At 68.3% G+C, this 20,046-nt stretch carries 18 protein-coding genes; 11 read left to right on the top strand and 7 right to left on the bottom strand.

Annotated elements, in window-relative coordinates:
- Nucleotides 1–90 precede the first annotated feature (90 nt).
- Both DFJ65_RS15880 and DFJ65_RS15875 read left to right on the top strand, forming a co-directional pair.
- Complete coding sequence (locus DFJ65_RS15880) at nucleotides 91–1,092, top strand: glycosyltransferase (RefSeq protein ID WP_245950326.1); 1,002 nt, start codon at nucleotides 91–93, stop codon at nucleotides 1,090–1,092.
- Nucleotides 1,089–3,644 carry a glycosyltransferase family protein gene (locus DFJ65_RS15875; RefSeq protein WP_115923864.1) on the top strand — a complete coding sequence of 852 codons (2,556 nt, stop codon included), beginning with the start codon at nucleotides 1,089–1,091 and terminating at the stop codon, nucleotides 3,642–3,644. Before DFJ65_RS15880 ends, DFJ65_RS15875 begins: the two co-directional genes overlap by 4 nt.
- 50 nt (nucleotides 3,645–3,694) lie before the next feature.
- Here DFJ65_RS15875 and DFJ65_RS15870 read toward each other — a convergent pair whose 3' ends face one another.
- Complete coding sequence (locus DFJ65_RS15870) at nucleotides 3,695–4,582, bottom strand: hypothetical protein (RefSeq protein ID WP_115923863.1); 888 nt, start codon at nucleotides 4,580–4,582, stop codon at nucleotides 3,695–3,697.
- Between the two features lie 194 nt (nucleotides 4,583–4,776).
- Entirely contained in the window at nucleotides 4,777–5,670 is an 894-nt protein-coding gene (locus tag DFJ65_RS15865) for a hypothetical protein (RefSeq protein ID WP_115923862.1), read from the bottom strand.
- A 349-nt stretch (nucleotides 5,671–6,019) separates the two neighbouring features.
- Between DFJ65_RS15865 and DFJ65_RS15860 the strand changes: the two genes are divergently transcribed.
- From DFJ65_RS15860 to ppsA, 3 genes are all read left to right on the top strand, one after another.
- Nucleotides 6,020–7,291 carry an aspartate aminotransferase type Ic gene (locus DFJ65_RS15860; RefSeq protein ID WP_115923861.1) on the top strand — a complete coding sequence of 424 codons (1,272 nt, stop codon included), beginning with the start codon at nucleotides 6,020–6,022 and terminating at the stop codon, nucleotides 7,289–7,291.
- Between the two features lie 90 nt (nucleotides 7,292–7,381).
- Complete coding sequence (locus tag DFJ65_RS15855; protein WP_115923860.1) at nucleotides 7,382–8,215, top strand: pyruvate, water dikinase regulatory protein; 834 nt, start codon at nucleotides 7,382–7,384, stop codon at nucleotides 8,213–8,215.
- A gap of 46 nt (nucleotides 8,216–8,261) precedes the next feature.
- Complete coding sequence (gene ppsA / locus DFJ65_RS15850) at nucleotides 8,262–10,637, top strand: phosphoenolpyruvate synthase (RefSeq protein ID WP_115923859.1); 2,376 nt, start codon at nucleotides 8,262–8,264, stop codon at nucleotides 10,635–10,637.
- A gap of 221 nt (nucleotides 10,638–10,858) precedes the next feature.
- On the opposite strand, the gene DFJ65_RS15845 is transcribed toward ppsA, so the two are convergent.
- The 5 genes from DFJ65_RS15845 to DFJ65_RS15825 all read right to left on the bottom strand — a co-directional run bounded on the left by DFJ65_RS15845 (nucleotide 10,859) and on the right by DFJ65_RS15825 (nucleotide 15,632).
- The gene (locus DFJ65_RS15845) at nucleotides 10,859–11,581 is read right to left on the bottom strand and encodes an ABC transporter permease (RefSeq protein WP_115923858.1); all 723 of its coding nucleotides are present in this window, start codon (nucleotides 11,579–11,581) and stop codon (nucleotides 10,859–10,861) included.
- Nucleotides 11,578–12,489 carry an ABC transporter ATP-binding protein gene (locus DFJ65_RS15840; protein ID WP_115923857.1) on the bottom strand — a complete coding sequence of 304 codons (912 nt, stop codon included), beginning with the start codon at nucleotides 12,487–12,489 and terminating at the stop codon, nucleotides 11,578–11,580. The genes DFJ65_RS15845 and DFJ65_RS15840 overlap by 4 nt, the downstream gene beginning before the upstream one ends.
- Nucleotides 12,486–13,412: an ABC transporter permease gene (locus tag DFJ65_RS15835; protein ID WP_115923856.1), complete on the bottom strand. Its 927-nt coding sequence runs from the start codon at nucleotides 13,410–13,412 to the stop codon at nucleotides 12,486–12,488. The genes DFJ65_RS15840 and DFJ65_RS15835 overlap by 4 nt, the downstream gene beginning before the upstream one ends.
- Nucleotides 13,409–14,341, bottom strand: a complete 933-nt coding sequence (locus DFJ65_RS15830) for an ABC transporter ATP-binding protein (protein WP_115923855.1) — start codon at nucleotides 14,339–14,341, stop codon at nucleotides 13,409–13,411. Before DFJ65_RS15830 ends, DFJ65_RS15835 begins: the two co-directional genes overlap by 4 nt.
- A 70-nt stretch (nucleotides 14,342–14,411) precedes the next feature.
- Nucleotides 14,412–15,632: a CynX/NimT family MFS transporter gene (locus DFJ65_RS15825; protein WP_211308466.1), complete on the bottom strand. Its 1,221-nt coding sequence runs from the start codon at nucleotides 15,630–15,632 to the stop codon at nucleotides 14,412–14,414.
- A 53-nt stretch (nucleotides 15,633–15,685) separates the two neighbouring features.
- Here DFJ65_RS15825 and DFJ65_RS15820 point away from each other — a divergent pair, with 53 nt between their 5' ends.
- The 6 genes from DFJ65_RS15820 to rplW all read left to right on the top strand — a co-directional run bounded on the left by DFJ65_RS15820 (nucleotide 15,686) and on the right by rplW (nucleotide 20,045).
- Nucleotides 15,686–16,345: a FadR/GntR family transcriptional regulator gene (locus tag DFJ65_RS15820; RefSeq protein ID WP_115923854.1), complete on the top strand. Its 660-nt coding sequence runs from the start codon at nucleotides 15,686–15,688 to the stop codon at nucleotides 16,343–16,345.
- A gap of 139 nt (nucleotides 16,346–16,484) precedes the next feature.
- Nucleotides 16,485–17,360 (top strand): DUF559 domain-containing protein, encoded by an 876-nt coding sequence (locus DFJ65_RS15815; RefSeq protein ID WP_115923853.1) that lies wholly within the window; start codon nucleotides 16,485–16,487, stop codon nucleotides 17,358–17,360.
- 410 nt (nucleotides 17,361–17,770) lie between these two features.
- Nucleotides 17,771–18,079, top strand: coding sequence for a 30S ribosomal protein S10 (gene rpsJ / locus DFJ65_RS15810; RefSeq protein WP_006946210.1), 309 nt, complete (start codon nucleotides 17,771–17,773; stop codon nucleotides 18,077–18,079).
- A 15-nt stretch (nucleotides 18,080–18,094) separates the two neighbouring features.
- Entirely contained in the window at nucleotides 18,095–18,763 is a 669-nt protein-coding gene (gene rplC, locus DFJ65_RS15805; protein WP_115923852.1) for a 50S ribosomal protein L3, read from the top strand.
- 5 nt (nucleotides 18,764–18,768) lie between these two features.
- Complete coding sequence (rplD, locus tag DFJ65_RS15800) at nucleotides 18,769–19,740, top strand: 50S ribosomal protein L4, sunset domain variant (RefSeq protein ID WP_115923851.1); 972 nt, start codon at nucleotides 18,769–18,771, stop codon at nucleotides 19,738–19,740.
- Nucleotides 19,737–20,045 carry a 50S ribosomal protein L23 gene (gene rplW, locus DFJ65_RS15795; protein WP_115923850.1) on the top strand — a complete coding sequence of 103 codons (309 nt, stop codon included), beginning with the start codon at nucleotides 19,737–19,739 and terminating at the stop codon, nucleotides 20,043–20,045. Before rplD ends, rplW begins: the two co-directional genes overlap by 4 nt.
- Nucleotide 20,046: the final 1 nt, after the last annotated feature.

Below are 20,046 nucleotides of genomic sequence, written 5' to 3'. Positions count from 1 at the left end.
CCTCGCCCGCTAGGGCACGGTCAGAAAGAAACCCCCAACCGCGCAGGCGGTTGGGGGTTTCTTTCACCTGTGCTGTTACTCTGCGTCTCCGTGAGCAAAATTCAAGGGGGCCCGTTCGCCGGGTTGGAGGTCGCGGCGATCGTGCCGTGTTACAACGAAGAAGTCGCCGTCGGGGAAGTGATCGAGGGGCTGAAGGCGGCGGTCGACGGCATCACCGTCTACGTCTACGACAACAACTCCACCGACCGCACCGCCGAGGTGGCCGCCCAGGCGGGTGCCATCGTCCGCACCGAACCGCGCAAGGGCAAGGGCAACGTGGTGCGGCGCGCATTCGGTGACATCGACGCCGATGTCTATCTGATGATCGACGGCGACGCCACCTACGAGGCCGCGGCCGCCGGCCTGATGATCGAGACCTTGCTGTCCGGGCCGTACGACCACGTGCTCGGCGTGCGCACCGACGACCCGGAGGCATCCGCCTACCGGGCCGGGCACGCCCTCGGCAACCGGATGTTCAACAAGCTCATCGGACGCCTCTTCGGCGAGCCCGTGACCGACATGTTGTCCGGATACCGTGTGTTCTCACGGCGATTCGTGAAGTCCTTCCCGGCGCTGTCGCGGGAGTTCGAGATCGAGACCGAGCTCACCGTGCACGCGGTCAACCTGCGCATCCCGCAGGTCGAAGTGCCGGTCGGCTTCAAGGACCGCCCGGCCGGCTCGGAGTCGAAACTGCGCACCTACCACGACGGTTTCCGCATCCTGCGGTTGATCACCAGCCTGCTGCAGTACGAACGTCCGTTGGCGTTCTTCTCGGCGGTCGGCGCGTTCTTCGCGGCCGTCTCGGTGGCGCTCGGCATTCCGTTGCTCGTCACCTACCTGCACACCAACGAGGTGCCGCGGCTGCCCACGGCGGTGCTGGCGACCGGCCTGGCGCTCATCGCGATCCTGTCGCTCGTGGTCGGGCTGATACTCAACGGAGTGTTGCGCCAACGCCAGGAGGCCGCCCGATTGGCCTACCTGACCTATCCACCGGTGTTGCCGCCGGCGCAGACTGCGCTGGAGTTGGCCGCGCTCGACCGCGTGCAGCGATGAGGTCGGCCTGGCTGCGACGTCCGGCGCTGCTCGCCTCGCTCACCATCATCGCGGTGGTGCTCGTCGCGAACGCGATCTTCATCTTCGGGTTCGCAAGCGCCGACCCGATGCTGTATTTCTCCGGACTCGGCCGCCCCACCCAGGGCGTCATCGACGGCTCGTGGACCATCGATCCCAACGTCGGCTGGACGGTGCAGGCGCTCGGCCAGCGCTCGGTCGACTCGTGGCTGAACGGCAACGTGCCGCTCTGGAACAACTACGAAGGACTCGGCCAACCGCTCGCCGGTGAGATGCAGTCGGCGGCGTTCTTCCTGCCGTTCGTGCTGCTGCAGGCACTGCCCGGCGGTGTGCTGCTGATGCACATCGTGCTGGAGTTGGTGGCGGGGTTCGGCACACTGTTGTTCCTGCGGAGCCTGCGGCTGGGGTGGATCGCCGCCACCGTCGGCGCGTGCCTGTTCGCGGTCAACGGTGCGTTCGCGTTGATGCTCAATGCTCCCTTCAACCCGATCGCGTTTCTGCCGTGGGCGCTGTGGGGTGTGGAGTTGGTGGCGGCGGCGGTGCGTGGGGGTGGCACTGGGTCTGCTCAGCCTGCTGGGTCTGCTCAGCCTGTTGGGTCCGGCCCGGCGTCCGGGCTTGGCACAGCGGCTGCGGTTGGTCCGGCGTCCGGGTCTGGTCGGTCTGCTCGCTGGGGCGCCTGGGTCATCGCGTTCTCGATCGGCTTCATGCTGCTGTCGGGCTTCCCCGAGACGGCGCTGCTGGAGGGACTCTTCGTGGCGGTCTGGGGCGTCGCTAGGGTGCTGACGCTCCAACGGTCCCGGGTGCGCTTCCTGCTGTGGCTGGTCGCCGGCGCCGCCGGGTCTCTGGTGATCGCCGCACCGGCACTGGTCGCCTTCGTGCACTTCCTCGACTTCGGCTACACCGCCTACCACGGGGCGGGCACCGGACCGACGTCCTACGGGCAACGGCAGCTGAGTTCGCTGGCCCTGCCGTTCGCCGTCGGCCCGGTCAGCCACAACCCGATCTCGGGCGGTCAGGCCGGGTTCCTCACCCTGCCCGCCGTGCTCGTCGGAATCATCGGTTTCCTCGGCCGACGCGAGCGGCCGATGCGCTGGCTGTTGAGCATCACGTTGGTGCTGTTGCTGCTCAACATGTACAACTTCCCGCCGGTCAACAAGGCGGTGCAGCACGTCCCCGGACTCCAGCAGATCCTCGTCTACAAGTACGGCTTCGTGCTGGTGGAGTTCATCGTGATCCTGTGGGCCGCGTACGGCGTCGACGACCTGCGCCGCAGGGTGGTGCGGCGGCCGGTGTGGATCGCGGCGGTGGTGGCGACGTTCGCCTACCTCGTCGCGTCCGTGATCTATGCGCTGGCGTTGTTCGATGTCACCGCGGTGCGCTGGACGGTGCTCTCGGTCACCTGGACCACCCTCGTCTGCCTCGCCGTCGCCGTCCTCGCCTACACCCGCACGTCCGCCCCTGCGGGCCCGCACAACCCGCAAACGCTGCAGCTGCCGGCAGACGGTGCTGTTGCAACAGCAGCGTCTGCGGGGAAGCGCAGCGTTTGGGGTGGCTGGGGTCGCGGTCGGGGGCCCGGTCGCGGTGGTTGGCGTCGGACGGGGCGGGCTGGGATCGGCGTGGCCGTTGCGCTGGCCGCGTTGGTCGTGGTCGATGCGACGGGGCAGTTCATGGTGCCGCAGTTGGGCGCCAGCCCGACCCACGACGTCGACCTCGCGCCGGTGCGCTACCTGCAGCAACACCAGGGCACTGCGCGGTTCTTCTCCCTCGGACCGATCCAGCCGAACTACGGGTCGGCCTTCCAACTGCAGCAGTTGAACGTCAACGACCTGCCCGTGCCGCAGAAGATGGCAGACCTGGTGAAGGACAACCTGCACGCCACCTGGCGCACGCCGTTGGCGCGGGGCACCAGCGACGTGTGGGGGCCGTACCTGCTGGCCACCCGCAACTACCCGCCGGCGAAGCAGCGACTGATTCTGCAGGTCTACGGCCAGCGGCAGAGCGTCTACCGCAGTGTCGGGGTGGCCTACCTGGTGATGGCGCCGGGCGTCGGCGACGGCCTCGCCGACCGGTACGGGTTGACGCGGGTCTTCAAGAACCGCACCGCCGAGATCTGGCACGACCCGTCCGCGGAGCCGTTCTTCTCGACGGCCCCGGGCAGCGGGTGCCGGGTCGAGGGGGAGGGCCTCGACGAGGTCACGGTGACGTGCCCGCGTCCGACCGAACTCACTCGGCGCCAGCTCTCCTCACCCGGCTGGACCGCGACCATCAACGGGGTGTCGTCGCCGATCGCCGACTTCGACACCCAGCGCTTCCAGCAGGTGCAGTTGCCCGCCGGCACCTCCACCGTGACCTTCTCCTACCTGCCCCGTGGGTTCGTCGCGGCGAGCGTGGCCTCGTTGCTGCTGGTCGGGCTGTTCGTGGTCGACGCGTTGGCAGCCGGGGTGGCCTTCGTCCGCCGGCGGCGCCACCAGCGTCCGCACGAAGTCGCGTCAGGCGCGAGTTTCTCAGGCGTATCGGGCGAAACCCGCGAGTAAGTCGCGTCTGACGCGAGTTGGTGCGCAGAGTGCGGTGCGGTGCGGTGTGGTCAGGGTGCGAAGTGGCGCCGCCAGCCGAGCGGGTCGAAGGGTCCTTTGTAGCCGCGCGCACGCAGCGCCTTGTGGACGCGTTCGGCGGTCTGGGCCTGCTTGCGATGGATGTCGCGGCTGGTCAGCACGATGAACTTCCAGTCGTCGTCGAGTTCCTCGCGGCGCGCAATATCGCTGTGCCACTGCTCTTCTCGGCGGATGTGATCACGGCCGTCGTACTCGACTGCGATGCCGTAGTGCTCGTAGCCGAGGTCGATGCGCCGGACGATGCGACCGGTGGCATCCCGCAACGGATGGTTCGGCTCCGGCTCGGGCAGCCCGCAGCTGATGATGAGCAGGCGGGCCCGGGTTTCGTACGGCGACTCCACGCCCTTGCGCACGAGCGCGGCGACCTCGCGGGCGCGCGCCGCACCCGGACGGCGTCCCGGGTCGAGCCCGGTGAACATGTCGACGGTGCACGCCTCGGCGTGGACGAGCGAGTCGCCGAGCACGAGCAGGTCGACGAAGGGGAGCGTCGCGGCCAGGTCGAGGAAGGTCTGCCGCGGGCTCGTGACGGTGAGGCCGCGCACACGGGTGAGTTCGGGAGGCGAGCGGTACCAGTGCAGGGCGACGTCGGGTCGCGTCGACGTGCGGCGCTGCGCCGTGCCGAGATGCACCTCGCTGCTGTGCGGCACGACCGCGCCGTGCCGACCCGCCGCCGTCTCGCGACACGCGAACTGCGCCACCGGGAGCTTGCGCATCAGCGCGGCGACGACCTCGGCTTGGCTCGGCAGCACCGACGTCGGGCAGTAGAGTCCGCGGCTGATGCTGCGGTAGCGGGGGCTGCGCAGCTGGGCGGGGGAGATGCCGGCGGCCATCGCCTCGTCCCTGGTGAACACTCGGTACATGGCGGCCGATCGTGCCACCTCGCGCCGCCCCGTCCGCCGAGTTGTCCACAGGCGCCCCGGCGCGCACGCGTCACCGGGCCGGACGCCGTCGGCACGCCGTCCGAACACGAAGTCGCGCCAGGCGCGACTTGCTCGGGCGTATCGAGCCGAACCGGTGAGTAAGTCGCGCCTGACGCGAGTTGGTGCGAGAGAGGTCAGCTACCGACGTAGCACTTGGTGGGCTGGTAGTTCAGCGGCGCCGAGAGGAACTTCACCTCGTACGGCGTCCAGGTGGCCGCGCGCAGCTGTTTCATCGGCGAATTCGCTGCCTGCACAACGCCGTTCGCGTCGGAGCAGACCGCGTTCATCGAGATGACGGAGCCCTTGCCGTCGGTCTTGTACCTGCCGCTGACGACCGCGCTCTTGGTGGTCGGGTCCATGCGGATGTTGATGTTGGGGTCGATCTCGGTGACGGACGCGTAGGAGTTGGGGCTGTTCTTGGTGACCTGCAGTCGCACCTTCTTGGTGCCCTCGGGCACCTTGCCGAGACCGCGCGTGACCTTGATGACGTTCTGGCCCGGGGCCACCTCGAAGTTGTCCTTGATCGCGCCGACCTGCTTGCCCGAGGCATCGAGCAGCACGTACTCCATCGCGACGAGGCCGCGGCCCGAGGCGTTGATCGACAGCACCGAGTAGAAGGTGCCGAAGGTCTTGTCGTACTGGTTGGCGTAGCCGCCCAGTTTGATGATCTTGGCGCTGATGAGCGGGCCGGTCGGAATCTTGGAGGTCTCGGCGTCGAGGGCCGACTTGTCGTTCTTGTCGTCGCGCTGGTCGGCGGGCTGCTCGGTGGTGTCGGCGGCGTTGGACGACGAGGACGAGCCGTCCGAGGTCTGCGAGGAGTCGGACGAGGAGTTGCTCGACGACTGGGAGTCGGAGGAGTTGTTCGCGGAGCCGTTCGAGGACTCCGACGGCGCCGACGAGTCCGTCGACGACGCGGCGGACGAGGACGTCGAGTCGGCCGGCGGGGCGTCGCTGCTGTTGCACGCGGTGAGGCCGATCGTGGTGGTCAGTGCGAGTGCTGCGAACGCGGCGCGCTTCGAAGTGCGCATGGTGAATCCCCTTAGGTTTGCTTCGGATTGGTGAACCGGGAGTGCGACGGGCCACCCCGCCGATTCGGTTCCGAACCGACTGTCAGGACTTCTGAACACGCCGGATCCGGCCTCACCGGGGCCCCACCGGGCCACCCCGTCCGCACCAAGTCGCGTCAGGCGCCAGTTACTCGGGCGTATCGCGCTGAACTGGGGAGTAAGTCGCGTCCGACGCGACTTCGTGCGATCGCCCCCGCCACTCACCCCACACCGACACCGCCGTCTCCCTGGTCGGTCCGCCCGCGGACAGGAACGCGAAGACTGGAAGAATGACCCGCGAAACCGGTCAACCACGATTACGGGAGCTGCTGTGGCCCTTGCCGACCTGTCCGCCGAAGAACTCGCCGCCTTCATGACGGCGCAGAAATCCGCCTACAACGACCTCAAGGCGCGCGGACTGAAGCTCGACCTCACCCGTGGCAAGCCGTCGGCGCAGCAGCTCGACCTCAGCAATGACCTGCTCAAGCTGCCTACCACCCACATCGCGGCCGATGGCACCGACACCCGCAACTACGGAGGGCTGCACGGCCTCACCGAGATTCGCGAGATCTTCGCCGAGCTGCTCGGTGTCAACGTCGATCAGATTGTCGCACAAGGAAATTCGAGCCTCACCTTGATGCAGCAGGTGCTCGTCGACTGCCTGCTGCACGGCGCCGTCGACAGCGAGCGTCCGTGGGTGGCCGAGGAGAAGATCAAGTTCATCTGCCCGGTGCCCGGTTACGACCGCCACTTCTCGCTGCTCAACTCCTTCGGCATCGAGATGATCACCGTGCCGATGCACGCCGACGGCCCCGACGCCGACAAGATCGCCGAGCTGGTCAAGGACGACGCGTCGATCAAGGGCATGTGGGTCGTGCCGACCTACGCCAACCCGACCGGTGACACCGTCAGCCAGGAGGTCGCCGCCAAGCTCGTCGCGATGCCGACCGCCGCCCCCGACTTCAAGATCTTCTGGGACAACGCCTACGCGCTGCACCACCTCACCGACGTCGAGACCAAGTCGGTCGACGTCATCTCGCTGGCGGCCTCGTCGGGCAACCCGCACCGTCCGATCCTGTTCGCCTCCACCTCGAAGGTCACCTTCGCGGGGGCCGGCGTCGCGTTCCTCGCAGCGTCGACCGAGAACATCGGGTGGTACCTGGGGCACCTCGGCATGAGCTCGATCGGCCCCGACAAGGTCAACCACCTGCGTCACGCGCAGTTCTTCAAGGACGCCGACGGGGTGCGCGCCCACATGCGCAAGCACGCCGAGATCATCGCGCCGAAGTTCGCCGCGGTCGAGCGCATCCTCACCGAGCGCCTGGCCGAGCACGACATCGCGCAGTGGACCAAGCCGCTGGGTGGCTACTTCGTCAACCTCGACGTGCTGCCCGGCACCGCCACCCGGGTGGTCGAGTTGGCCAAGGAGGCCGGCATCGCGCTGACCCCGGCCGGCGCGAGCTTCCCGCTAGGCCAAGACCCGCACGACGAGAACATCCGCCTCGCCCCGACCATGCCTCCGCTGGAGGAGGTCGAGGTCGCGATGGACGGCGTCGCCACCTGTGCGTTGCTGGCTGCGGGCGAGTACCTCGCCAAGAGCTGAGTTGAAACACGTGCACCCCGCCCGCGTCCCGCAGTATCAGGGACCGAGGTGGGGTGCCCTGTCTCACAACTTGTGTGGGAAGGTTCTCCCATGAGTGCCCAGGATCACGCTGCGCCGACGCCTGCGTTCTTCCTGGCCGGGGGCACCGGCATCTCCGCCGAGACCCTCGGCAACATGATCCTGCAGCAGTTTCCCGGTGTGCGGTTCGTGCGGCAGAAGATCCCGTTCATCACCTCCGTCGACTCCGCCCGCGAGGCCGTCGCGATGGTCGATGCGACCAAGACCGACGAGATCACGCCGCTGGTCTTCTCGACGGTCGCCGACGAGGAGATCCGCGCCGAGTTGATGCAGACGAAGTGCGCGTTCATCGACCTGTTCGGCTCCCAACTCGACGAGGTCGAGCGGGTGTTGCACCGGGAGGCCGCGCACAAGGGTGGGTCGGCGCACGCCGTCCGCAACCAGACCGAGTACGACTCGCGGATGAAGGCCGTCGAATACGCCATCGAGCACGACGACGGCGCCAGCCTGCGGGCGATCGACAAGGCCGAGGTGATCCTGCTCGCGCCGTCGCGCTGCGGCAAGACGCCCACCACCATGTATCTCGCGCTCCAGCACAGCATCTTCGTGGCCAACTACCCGCTGGTCGACGAGGACTTCGAGAGCGCACGCCTGCCGCGTCCGATCGCGCCGTACGCCGACAAGTGCTTCGGCATCGTGTCGACGGCGGCGCGCCTGTCGCAGGTGCGGGGTGAGCGCCGTCCGGGCAGCAAGTACGCCTCCCAGGCCCAGTGCCTCTACGAACTGCGTCGTGCGGAGTCGATGTTCCGCACGCACAAGATCCCGTTCATCAACTCCTCGGCGATGTCGATCGAGGAAATGGCGGCCGTGATCATGCAGACCCGCAAATTGAACCGAGTTCACTGAATCACCGCGAACACACGCACCGCGGCCCTTCCGGAAGGACCTTTGCATGAGCAGCAACATCGAGTGGTACGAGAACCTCGGCATCAACGATGTCGAAACGGTCGGCGGCAAGAACGCCTCGCTCGGTGAGATGGTGCAGCACCTGACCAAGTCGGGTGTGCGGGTGCCGGGCGGGTTCGCCACCACCGCCGAAGCCTACCGCCGGTTCCTCATCGAGTCGGGGCTGGCCGAGCGCATCGACGGCATGTTGAAGACGCTCGACGTCGACGACGTGCGTGAACTCGCGAAGGTCGGCGCCGAGATCCGCCAGGCCGTCGAGGACCAGCCCTTCCCGGCCGACCTCGAGCAGGAGATCCGCGACGCCTACGCCAAGCTCGCCGGCGACCACGGCGAGGAGGTCAGCTGGGCGGTGCGTTCGAGCGCGACCGCCGAAGACCTCCCGGACGCCTCCTTCGCCGGTCAGCAGGAGACCTTCCTCAACATCCACGGCATCGACAACATCCTGCACGCGATCAAGCTGGTCTTCGCCTCGCTCTACAACGACCGCGCGATCGCCTACCGCGTGCACAACAACTTCGACCACTCGGTCGTCGCGCTGTCGGCCGGCATCCAGAAGATGGTGCGGTCCGACATCGGCGCGTCCGGCGTGATGTTCACGATCGACACCGAGTCGGGCTTCAAGGACACCGTGTTCGTCACCGCGTCGTACGGCCTGGGTGAAGCGGTCGTGCAGGGCGCCGTCAACCCCGACGAGTTCTACGTCTACAAGCCGGCGCTCGCCGCGGGCAAGCCGGCGATCCTCAAGCGCGGCGTCGGTGGCAAGGCCATCAAGATGGTCTACACCGAGGACAAGTCGGTGGGCCGCACCATCGAGACCGTCGACGTCGACCCGGCCGACCAGGCCCGCTTCTCCATCACCGACGCGGACGTCGAGGAACTTGCCCGCCACGCGGTCAAGATCGAGGAGCACTACGGGCGTCCGATGGACATCGAGTGGGTCAAGGACGGCTCGGACGGCTTGATCTACGTCGTGCAGGCGCGCCCGGAGACCGTGAAGTCGCGTGAGTCGGGTTCGGTGCTGGAGCGCTTCCGGATGAAGGACCACGGCAAGGCCCTCATCGAGGGCCGCGCGATCGGTCAGAAGATCGGTGCGGGCGCCGTCCGGTCGCTGAAGTCGATCGACGACATGGCGCAGTTCCAGGCCGGCGAGGTGCTCGTCGCCGACATGACCGACCCCGACTGGGAGCCGATCATGAAGAAGGCCAGCGCGATCGTCACCAACCGCGGCGGCCGCACCTGCCACGCGGCGATCATCGCCCGCGAGCTCGGCATCCCCGCCGTCGTCGGCACCGGCTCGGCCACCTCCTCGCTGCAGGACGGCGCCGAGGTGACCGTCAGCTGCGCCGAGGGCGACACCGGTTTCATCTACGAAGGCATCGCGGAGTTCGAGAAGACCTCGACCTCGCTGGACGAGATGCCGGAGCTTCCGGTCAAGGTGATGATGAACGTCGGCACCCCCGACCAGGCGTTCGAGTTCTCCCGCCTGCCCAACAAGGGCATCGGCCTGGCTCGCCTGGAGTTCATCATCAACCGCCAGATCGGCATCCACCCCAAGGCGCTGCTCGAACTCGACCAGCAGGAGCCCGAGATCAAGGCCGCGATCCAGGAGCAGATCGCCGCCTACGACAGCCCGCGCGACTTCTTCGTCAAGCGCGTCGCCGAGGGTGTCTCGATGCTGGCCGCGGCGTTCGCGCCCGAGCCGGTGATCGTGCGCATGTCCGACTTCAAGTCGAACGAGTACGCCAACCTGCTCGGCGGTGAGCGTTACGAGCCGCACGAGGAGAACCCGATGATCGGTTACCGCGGCGCGTCGCGGTACCTCTCGGAGGACTTCGCCGACTGCTTCGCGATGGAGTGCGAGGCGATGCGGTTCGTGCGCGAGGAGATGGGCCTCACCAACCTCAAGATCATGATCCCGTTCGTGCGGACGGTGGACGAGGCCAAGGGGGTCATCGACCTGCTCGCCTCGCACGGTCTCAAGCGTGGCGAGAACGGTCTGCAGGTCGTGATGATGTGCGAGCTGCCCTCGAACGCCGTCATCGCCGACCAGTTCCTGGAGCACTTCGACGGCTTCTCGATCGGCTCGAACGACATGACCCAGCTGACCCTCGGTCTCGACCGCGACTCCTCGCTGGTGGCGGGTGCGTTCGACGAGCGCAACGACGCGGTCAAGGCGATGCTGTCGATGGCGATCAAGGCGTGCAAGGAGCAGGGCAAGTACGTCGGCATCTGCGGTCAGGGACCGTCCGACCACCCCGACCTCGCCGAGTGGCTGCTCGACCAGGGCATCGAGTCGATGTCGCTGAACCCCGACACCGTGGTCGAGACCTGGCTGCGTCTCGCGGAGCACGCGAAATCTTAGACAGGTTCCTTCGGCGTTCAGCCGGGCAGCTCCTTCGTCGCTGCCCGGCTGAGCCGTCCCGCTGCGTGAGCCTCGCGCTGTGGTCAGGTAGGTGCCACCACTGGCATTGACGAGCCGGCCTCCGAGACACCCGGACGGCTCCACCCACCCGCGAAAGTTTGCACGGCGCGCACCGAAAGGTGCGCGCCGTGCGAACTTTCGCGGGTCTCGGGCCGCTTGGTTTACACGTCCGAGATGGTGGTGTGCGAGAGCTTGCGGCCGGCCACGACCACACCGCCGACCAGGCAGAGGGCCGCCGCGACGAGCCCGAACCACACCGGCGGGTGGGCCTTCTGGCCGACGTCGGCCACGGCGTGCAGCACGCTGCTGCCCCAGGCGCGGGCCGACAGCCAGGCGGCGGGGGAGATGAACGAGGTGAGGGTCGACTCCCACACCAGCCAGTAGATGAGGCACCCGACCAGGCTGCGGTTGAGCAGGGTGGCCAGCGTGGTGAAGATGCCCGCGTAGGCGACGGACGACACGATGCCGCCGAGCAGCGCACCCAACCAGAGGTCGGCGTCGGTGCCGATCATCAGCAGCGCCGCGAGGGTCATCGGCAGCGCCGCGAAGACGAGCGTGCAGACCAGCACCACGAGCGCCTTCGACGCCACGATCGACAACCGCGACACCGGTTTGGTGAGCAGGTAGATGATCGACCCGTCGTCGAACTCGGAGTTGATCAGCGTCGTGGTGGCGATGAGCGCGACGACCGGCACCACGATGCCGATGCCGAAGGTGCGCACCAAGACCAGCGGCGCGTCCTCGGGGTTGGTGCCGGCATCGCCGGCGGTGGCGCGCAGCAGCACCGCGAGCGCGACCAGCAGCAACGGGATGGCGAACAGCAGGATCGCCCGGGCGCGGCCGAACAGCGATCGGATCGCGAGGCGCAGGATCGGAATGTTCATCGGCCCACCAGGTAGCTGAAGACGCTTTCGAGGGATTCGTCGGTCGGGATGAGTTCGAGGATGCGGATGTTCGCGCTGCGCGCGGCCCGCGCGACGACGTTGGCGAACGCGCCGAAGTCGTCGGCCTCGACCTCGAGGAACTTGTCGTTGATCCGCACGCCCCGCACCGTCGGCTCGCGCAGCAGCAAGGTGGCGAGGGCCCGGTTGTCGCTGGAGCGGATGCGGTACTGGTTGGGGCGGTCGGTCATCAGCCGGCGGATCGCGGCGAAGTCGCCCGATGCGGCGTGCCGCCCCGACACCACCACCTCCACCTGACGGGCCAACTGCTCGACCTCCTCCAGGATGTGACTGGAGAAGACGATCGTGCGCCCTTGTGCCGCATACGAATTGAGCAGCCCCATCATCGAGCGGCGCTGGATCGGGTCCATGCCGTTGAAGGGTTCGTCGAGCAGCAGCACGGCCGGGTCGTGCACCAGCGCGGCGGCCACCTTGATGCGCTGCCGCATGCCCTTGCTGTACGTCGAGATCTTGCGGCTCGCGGCGTCGGCGAGGTCGACGAGCCCGATCGCGTGCGCGGTCGCGGCCTTGGCCTGCGGCAGTTTGTGCAGGTCGGCGTTGAGCCGCACGAACTGCTCACCGGTGAGGAAGTCGTACAGCGACTCCTGCACCGGCACCAACCCGATGTGTCGATACATGCCGACGTCGCCGCGTACGGGTCGTCCGTCGAGGCTCACCGATCCGGCGGACGGCGCGAGCAGGCCGGCCATCATCGACAACAGGGTCGACTTGCCGGCGCCGTTCGGGCCCAGCAGACCGGTGATGCCCGGCCTGATCTGCATCGAGACGTCGTTGACGGCAACGACATTGCCGTACCACCGCGACACCTGCTCCAACACGAGGTCGCTCACAGCGAGGCCGCCTTCCGCACCCGGGCCACCAACAGCAGCGTCGGCACGACCACCCACGCCGCGCAGACGAGCACCGCGGCCGCCACCGGGCCCGCGCCGTCCGGGCGGGGGAGGGTCTCGATCGGCAGCGGCTGGTTGAACAGTCCGGCGATGAGTTCGGCCACGGCGGTAAACGGGTTGAGGGACGCGGCCACCTGCCCCCAGCCGGCGCTGCCCTGGTCGTAGGCGATGCCGAGCGCGGTCGTGACGATGCCCGAGGAGAGCATCAGCACGATGATCACCGCGGCCACCGCGAGGCCCGACCGAGTGGTGAGCGTGCACACCATGCCGGCGATGGCCGCCAGCACCAGCGCGAGCACGAGCACTCCGAGCAGGGCCGCGAAGTAGTGGCGGGTGTGCTCGGCGCGGTCCATCTTCGAACTCAGCGCCACGCCGTACCACGCCGTCATCGGGGCCGCGACGACCAGGAAGATCGCGGTGGCGAGCGCCGCGAGCCGGGTCAGCACGAACAAGGTGCGCGACAGCGGACGCGCGAAGTACAGCACGATCGTGCGGTAACGCAGGTCGCGGGCGAACAGCACCGGCGCCTGGGCCGCGACGAACACCGTCAGCAGCAACTGCGTCCAGTAGGGCAGTCCGAAGTAGTTCGACAGCGGCCCGAACAGTTCGGCCTGATCGGTCAGCGACATCCGGTCGAGTTGGATGATGAGGCCGGCGAGCACGATCGCGGGAATCCACATCAGCACCGCGATCAGCCAGGGCATCACCTTCGACTTGCCGGCGCGGCCGATGCCGAACGCGTGCGCCAGCGAACTCGTGTAGAGCTCGCGCAGAATCGAACCGGTGCCGAGGCGTTGCCCCTGGAACCCGCGGTAGCCGAGGTCGTGGATGACCCCGCGTCCGGGCCCTGCGTTCGCGCTCATCGCGCCGCTCCTTCGCGGTGGAAGACCTCTTCGAGGGTGTGGTGGATCTCCTGCACCCGCACCAACCCGAGGCCGAGGTCGACGGCCACGTCGCGCACGACGTCCAGGGCCTCCGGACGGTCGATGCGCACCTGGATCTTGTCGCCGGACGGCCATGCCTGCAGCCCGCGCTCGATGAGCGCCTGGCCGTAGCGGCGGTCACTGCCGGACGGGCCGAGCACCTCCACGAGCACCGTGCCGGTGGTGTGGGTGAGTTCGGCGGTCGAGGACGAGCGCAGCAGGCGTCCGCCGTCGATGACGACGATGTGGTCGGCGGTGCGTTCGAGTTCGCCGAGCAGGTGGCTGGTGACGGCCACCGAGATGCCGAAGTCGCTGCCGACCCGGGAAATGAGGTCGAGCATGTCGTCGCGGGCGCGCGGGTCGAGGCCGTTGGTGGGCTCGTCGAGGAAGACGAGGCTGGGGTCGTGCACGATCGCCTGCGCGAGTTTGGCGCGTTGTTTCATGCCGGTGGAGTAGCCGCCCATCGCGCGGTGGCGCTCCTCGTCGAGGCCGACATGGCGCAGCACCTCGGAGGTGCGTTCGCGGGCGGCGGTGCGCGGCAGCCCCGACATCATCGCCATGTGCATCACGAAGTCGGCCGCGCTGACATCGCCTGGCAGACAGTCGTGTTCGGGCATGTAACCGACGACCGCACGAATCTGCGCTCCGTGGGTGGCGGGGTCGAGCCCGAGCACCCGCGCCGAACCCGAGGTCGACGGCAGCAGCCCCAGCAGCACCTTGATCAGGGTCGACTTGCCGGCGCCGTTGACGCCGACGATGCCGGTGACCCCGCCCGGGATGCGCAGGCTGAGTTCGTCGAGCGCGCGCACGCTCGGGTACTGCTTGGTCAACCGGTCCGTCTCGACGACGAACCCTTGGTCAGGTCGCACGGTTCGACCACCCCCTCCGCGTAGCAGCCTAGGTCAGCGGTCGGCCGTCCGATCGCAGACGCGCGGGCGCTCAGCCCCAGGTGTCCTCGAGCATGTCCGGACGGCTGACCCGCAGGCCGGCGACGAGGATCACCCCGACGGTCACGGCGAGGAACGCGAACGGCACGCCCCAGCCGCCGGTGGCGTCGTGCAACAGTCCGAACAGCAGCGGTCCGGCGCAGGCGATGAGGTAGCCGACGCCCTGGGAGAAGCCGGACAGCGCGGAGGAGCCGGCGGCGGTGCGGGTGCGCAGGTTGATGAGGGTGAGCGCGAGGGGGAAGGTCGTCGGGCCGAGTCCGGCGGCGATGACCCAGAGCACGGTCGCGGTGTCGGGCGCCCAGAGCAGGCCGGCGAACCCGATGGCAAAAGCGACGACCGAACCGACGACGATCGGGGCAGGGTTCGACAGGCGCGCGGCGAGCTGTGGGGCGAACAGCGCCGACAGCAGGCCCACCGCGGCGAACAGCGACACCATCGTGCCGCCGAACGCGGCGTCGTGGCCGGCGCCGGTGAGGATCTTCGGCAGCCACGTGAACATCGCGTAGGTGTTGAGCGAGGTGCACCCGAACATCAGGGCCAGCGACCACGCCACGGGCGAGCGCCAGACCCGGCCGGTGGTGTGGGCGGGGGCGACCGCGTGGGGGTCGCTGCCGGGACGCCGCAGGATGGCGACCAGCCACGGCACGATCGCGGCGATCGCGGCAATTGCCCAGACCCCCAACGAGATTCGCCAGCCGTGTGCCTGCGACAGCGGGACGGCGACCAGCGGCGGCACGAGGGTGCCCACCTGCAGGACGGTGATGTAGGCGGTGCTCAGCACGGCGACCCGCTCGGGGAAGAAGCGCTGGATCACCGGCGGGATGACCACGTTGCCGATGCCCATGCCGGCCAGTGCGCACGCCGACGTCAGCAACAGCGCCGGCACGTTGGTGGAGAAGCTGCGGGTGAGCAGGCCGAGCGCGGCGAGCACCATCGCCGTGAGCGCGACGTGTTCGAGGCCGAACCGGCGGACCAGCCGGGGCGTGACGATGCCGGCGAGGCTGAACATCAAGGTCGGCACCATCCCGAGCACGCTCGCGCCGCCGGTGCCGAAGCGGATGTCGTCCGACACGCGGTCGAGCAATGGCGTGATCGAGGTGACGGCCGTTCGCAGCGAGAAGGCCGAGAGCACGACGGCGACCAGCAACACCAGGAGGGTGGAGTCGGGCGTGCGTCGCTGCGCGGTCATCGGAGCCTCGGTCATCGTTGCCATTCGCAAATCATAGGATGATTGGATGAATTCGGACAGCACCCTAGGCTGGTGAGATGACCCACGTCCGCCGCACCGGCCTCGTCGACCAGATGATCGCCGTCCTGCGCGCCAACATCGCCGACGGCACCTGGCCGGTCGGCTCGCGCATCCCGACCGAACCGCAGCTGGTCGACGAACTCGGCGCGTCCCGCAACACCATCCGCGAGGCGGTCGGCGCGCTGGTGCAGGTGGGGATGTTGGAGCGGCGCCAGGGGAGTGGCACCTACGTCGTGTCCGACAGTGAGGTAGGCGAGGCGATCGGCGCCCGACTCACCCAGGCGGAGCATCGCCATAGCCTCGAGCTGCGGCTCGCGATCGACGTGATGGCGGCCGAACTCGCCGCCCGCCGCCGTACGGACGATGCCGCCGCCGAACTGTTGGCCGTCGCCGAGCGGCGCAAGGCCGCGCTCGGTGACCCGGTGGCGCTCGCCGCGGCCGACCTCGAACTGCACCGCGCCGTCGTCCGAGCCAGCGACAACCCGCTGCTCGTCTCGGTCTATGACTCGCTCGCCGGCGTGCTCGAGTCGGCGATCACCGAGAACGTCGCCGACTTGCCGGGCACCTACGACGATCAGCACGAGGCACTCGTCGCCGCGATCGTCGCCCGAGACCCCGAGGCCGCGGCCAACGCGGCCCGCTCGTTCCTGCACGCGATTCAGGAAGAACGCAGCTAGCCCGCACTGTCCCAGGTTGTCTGCAGCGACCCAGGTAATAACGTAGGACGCTGCCGACAACGTGGGACGGTGGCGCCCCCGAGAGCCGTTGTCCACAGCGCCCGGAGCGGGATCGCGCGATATCGCCCACCATGGCGCGATGGACGTCATCTCCTGGGAACTCGTGCAACGTCGCGGCCTGAACGAGCGGGAGGTGCGGCGGCTCGTCGGCTCGGGCGAGTGGCTGCACCTGTCGCGCGGTTGGTATGCGACGCGGCCCGCGCGCGACGCGCACGACTTCCACCGGTTGCGGCTCGAAGCGCTCCTCGCCGATTACTCCGGTCGGGCGGTCGCCAGCCACACCTCGGCCGCGTTGCGGCTCGACCTGCCGGTGCACCGGCTCGACCTGACCCGCGTCCACCTCGCACGCCTCGGGCCGGGCAAGCCACGGCGGACGGCGAACCTCCAGTTGCACCGTGATCACGACCGGGCGTTCGCGCCCCGCGGCGATACCGAGCACCCCGCGACCGTGGCGATCCAACTGGCGCGACTCGACCTGCTCGCCGGGCTGGCCGCGGCCGATCACGTGCTGCGTTGCCGCCTCGCCGATCAGGATGCGCTGTCGGCGGCGGCGACCAGGTGTGTGGGCCTCGACGGCGCGGCCGCCGCGCGGCAGGTCGCCAGCCGCGCCGACGCCCGGCACGAGTCGGTGGGCGAAACCCTGCTGGCACACCAGCTGTGGCAGGCAGGCATCGCCTTCACGCCGCAGTTCGCCGTGCCCGGCACGCAGCGGTGGACGCCGTCCGGTCAGGGATATCGAGCCGACTTCGTCGTCGACCGCGAACGCGTACTGATCGAGTTCGACGGCAAGGTGAAGTACTCCGACCCTGACGCCCTGTTCAAGGAGAAGCGGCGCGAGGACAACCTGCGCTCGCTCGGCTGGACCGTCGTCCGCATCGTCTGGGCCGACCTGCAGGTGGAGGGGCGGGCGGCCGAACTCGTGCGAGCCGCCGTTCGACGGACTCGCGCCGCCTGAGTCGGCCGTCCCAGGTTGTCTGCAGCGACCCAGGTAATGACGTAGGACGCTGCAGACAACGTGGGACGCCGGCGCCCCGGCCCCGTGGTTGAGGTCACGGGCCGCTCGATTTGGACGAGTTGGGGCGCCTCTGGCACTATGGACAAGTTGCTTGCTGCGCGATGCCGCATCCGTTCGACCGGTCAGCCGATCGAAGTGTGGGATCACGTTGGCGCCGAGGCTTTTCCGCCCGGTGACAGCCGCACAAGCCCCGGCCCGTACGGACCGGCCCACCCCGCCACCGGTGAAAAGTGAGCGCTGTGCTGCGAAGCAGGTGCGACACACCCGACCGCGGGGGTCGGGGTCGGAGCCCGAAAAGGCCGGCCATTGACAGAAGTAATAGAAGTACGGCGAGAGAGAGACGCGACAAGATGGCGGGACAGAAGATCCGCATCCGGCTGAAGTCGTATGACCACGAAGTCATCGACAGCTCGGCGCGCAAGATTGTTGACACGGTGACCCGTGCCGGCGCAACGGTGGTGGGCCCGGTGCCGCTGCCGACGGAGAAGAACGTCTTCTGCGTCATCCGTTCGCCGCACAAGTACAAGGACAGCCGCGAGCACTTCGAGATGCGTACGCACAAGCGGCTCATCGACATCGTTGACCCGACGCCGAAGGCGGTCGACTCGCTCATGCGTCTCGACCTCCCGGCCGACGTCAACATCGAGATCAAGCTCTGAAAGGGGGAGTGACTCATGACTCACACCACTGAGCGCTCCGTCAAGGGCGTTCTCGGCGAGAAGCTCGGCATGACCCAGGTGTGGGACGAGGACAACCGTCTCGTCCCGGTGACCGTCATCCAGGCCGGCCCGTGCGTTGTCACGCAGGTGCGCGGCGAGGAAGCCGACGGCTACCACGCGGTGCAGATCGCCTTCGGTGCGATCGACCCGCGCAAGGTCAACAAGCCGATGACCGGACACTTCGAGAAGGCCGGCGTCACGCCGCGTCGTCACCTCGTCGAGCTCCGCACCGCCGACGCCGCTTCGTACGAACTCGGCCAGGAGATCACGGTCGACGCCTTCGAGACCGGCCAGGAGATCGACGTCGTCGGTCGCACCAAGGGCAAGGGTTTCGCCGGTGTCATGAAGCGTCACGGCTTCAAGGGTGTCTCGGCCAGCCACGGTGCGCACCGTAACCACCGCAAGCCGGGTTCGATCGGTGGCTGCGCCACGCCGGGTCGTGTCTTCAAGGGCATGCGCATGGCCGGCCGCATGGGTGGCGTTCGCCAGACCACCCAGAACCTCACGATCCACGCCGTGGACGCCGACAAGGGTCTGCTGCTCGTCAAGGGTGCCGTTCCCGGCCCCCGTGGCGGCGTCGTCCTCGTCCGCACGGCTGCCAAGTCGATTCAGAAGGACGCCTGAAGCCGATGACTTCCGTTGACATCCTGAACCCGTCGGGTTTGAAGTCGGGCTCGATCGAGCTGCCGGCCGAGATCTTCGACGTGACCACGAACGTGCCGCTGATCCACCAGGTTGTGGTGGCTCAGTTGGCCGCTGCCCGACAGGGCACGCACGCCACCAAGACCCGCGGCGAGGTCCGCGGCGGTGGCCGCAAGCCGTACCGCCAGAAGGGCACCGGCCGCGCCCGCCAGGGTTCGACCCGTGCGCCGCAGTTCGCCGGCGGTGGCACCGTCCACGGCCCGCAGCCGCGTGACTACAGCCAGCGCACCCCGAAGAAGATGAAGGCTGCCGCCCTGCGCGGTGCCCTGTCCGACCGGGCGCGTTACGGCCGCATCCACGTGCTGTCCGCGATCGTCGAGGGCGACAAGCCGTCGACCAAGTCGGCCGCGAACCTGCTGAACCTCCTGTCGGACCGCAAGAACCTGCTGGTCGTGCTCGACCGCGCCGAGGAGATCTCGACGTTGTCGGTGCGCAACCTGGCCGACGTCCACGTGCTGTGGGCCGACCAGCTGAACACGTACGACGTGCTCTGCGCCGACGACATCGTGTTCACCCAGGCCGCCCTCGAGGCGTTCCTGGCCGGCCCCAACCAGGCCGCGAAGCTGGACAAGGCTGCGGCCGCTCCGGCCGCGCTGGTCGACACCGCCGCCGCTGAGGCGACCACCACCGAGGCTTCGGCCGAGGCCGGTGGCGAGGTGACCGAGGGTGGCTTCGGTGCCGACTCGGCCGCTCCGCTCGACGGTGGCGCATCGCCCGACCCGGTGAAGTTCACCGTCAAGGGCAACAAGGACTCGATGAAGTACCACGTCGCCGGTTCGCGTTGGTATGACGCGACCGTCGCCGAGGTCTGGTTCACGACCGCCGAGGCTGCGGCCGCCGCCGGCTTCGAGCCGGCCGGTGGAGCCAAGGCTCAGCAGGTCAAGGAGGACGACAAGTGAGCACGCAGTTCAACGTCGGTAAGGACCCGCGCGACATCCTGATCGCGCCGGTGCTGACCGAGAAGTCGTACAGCCTGCTGGACGAGGGTAAGTACACGTTCGTCGTGGACCCCCGTGCCAACAAGACCGAGATCAAGATCGCCGTTGAGCAGATCTTCGACGTCAAGGTCGACTCGGTGCACACGCTGAACCGCCAGGGCAAGACGCGCCGTACCCGTTTCGGTACCGGCAAGCGCAAGGACACCAAGCGCGCGATCGTCTCCCTGAAGGAAGGCTCCATCGACATCTTCGGCTCGGCGAGCTGAA

Source organism: Calidifontibacter indicus, from assembly GCF_003386865.1.
GTDB lineage: Bacteria > Actinomycetota > Actinomycetes > Actinomycetales > Dermatophilaceae > Yimella > Yimella indica.
The sequence above is the reverse complement of the archived record's forward strand: the minus strand, read 5'-3'. Positions and strand labels throughout refer to the sequence as shown.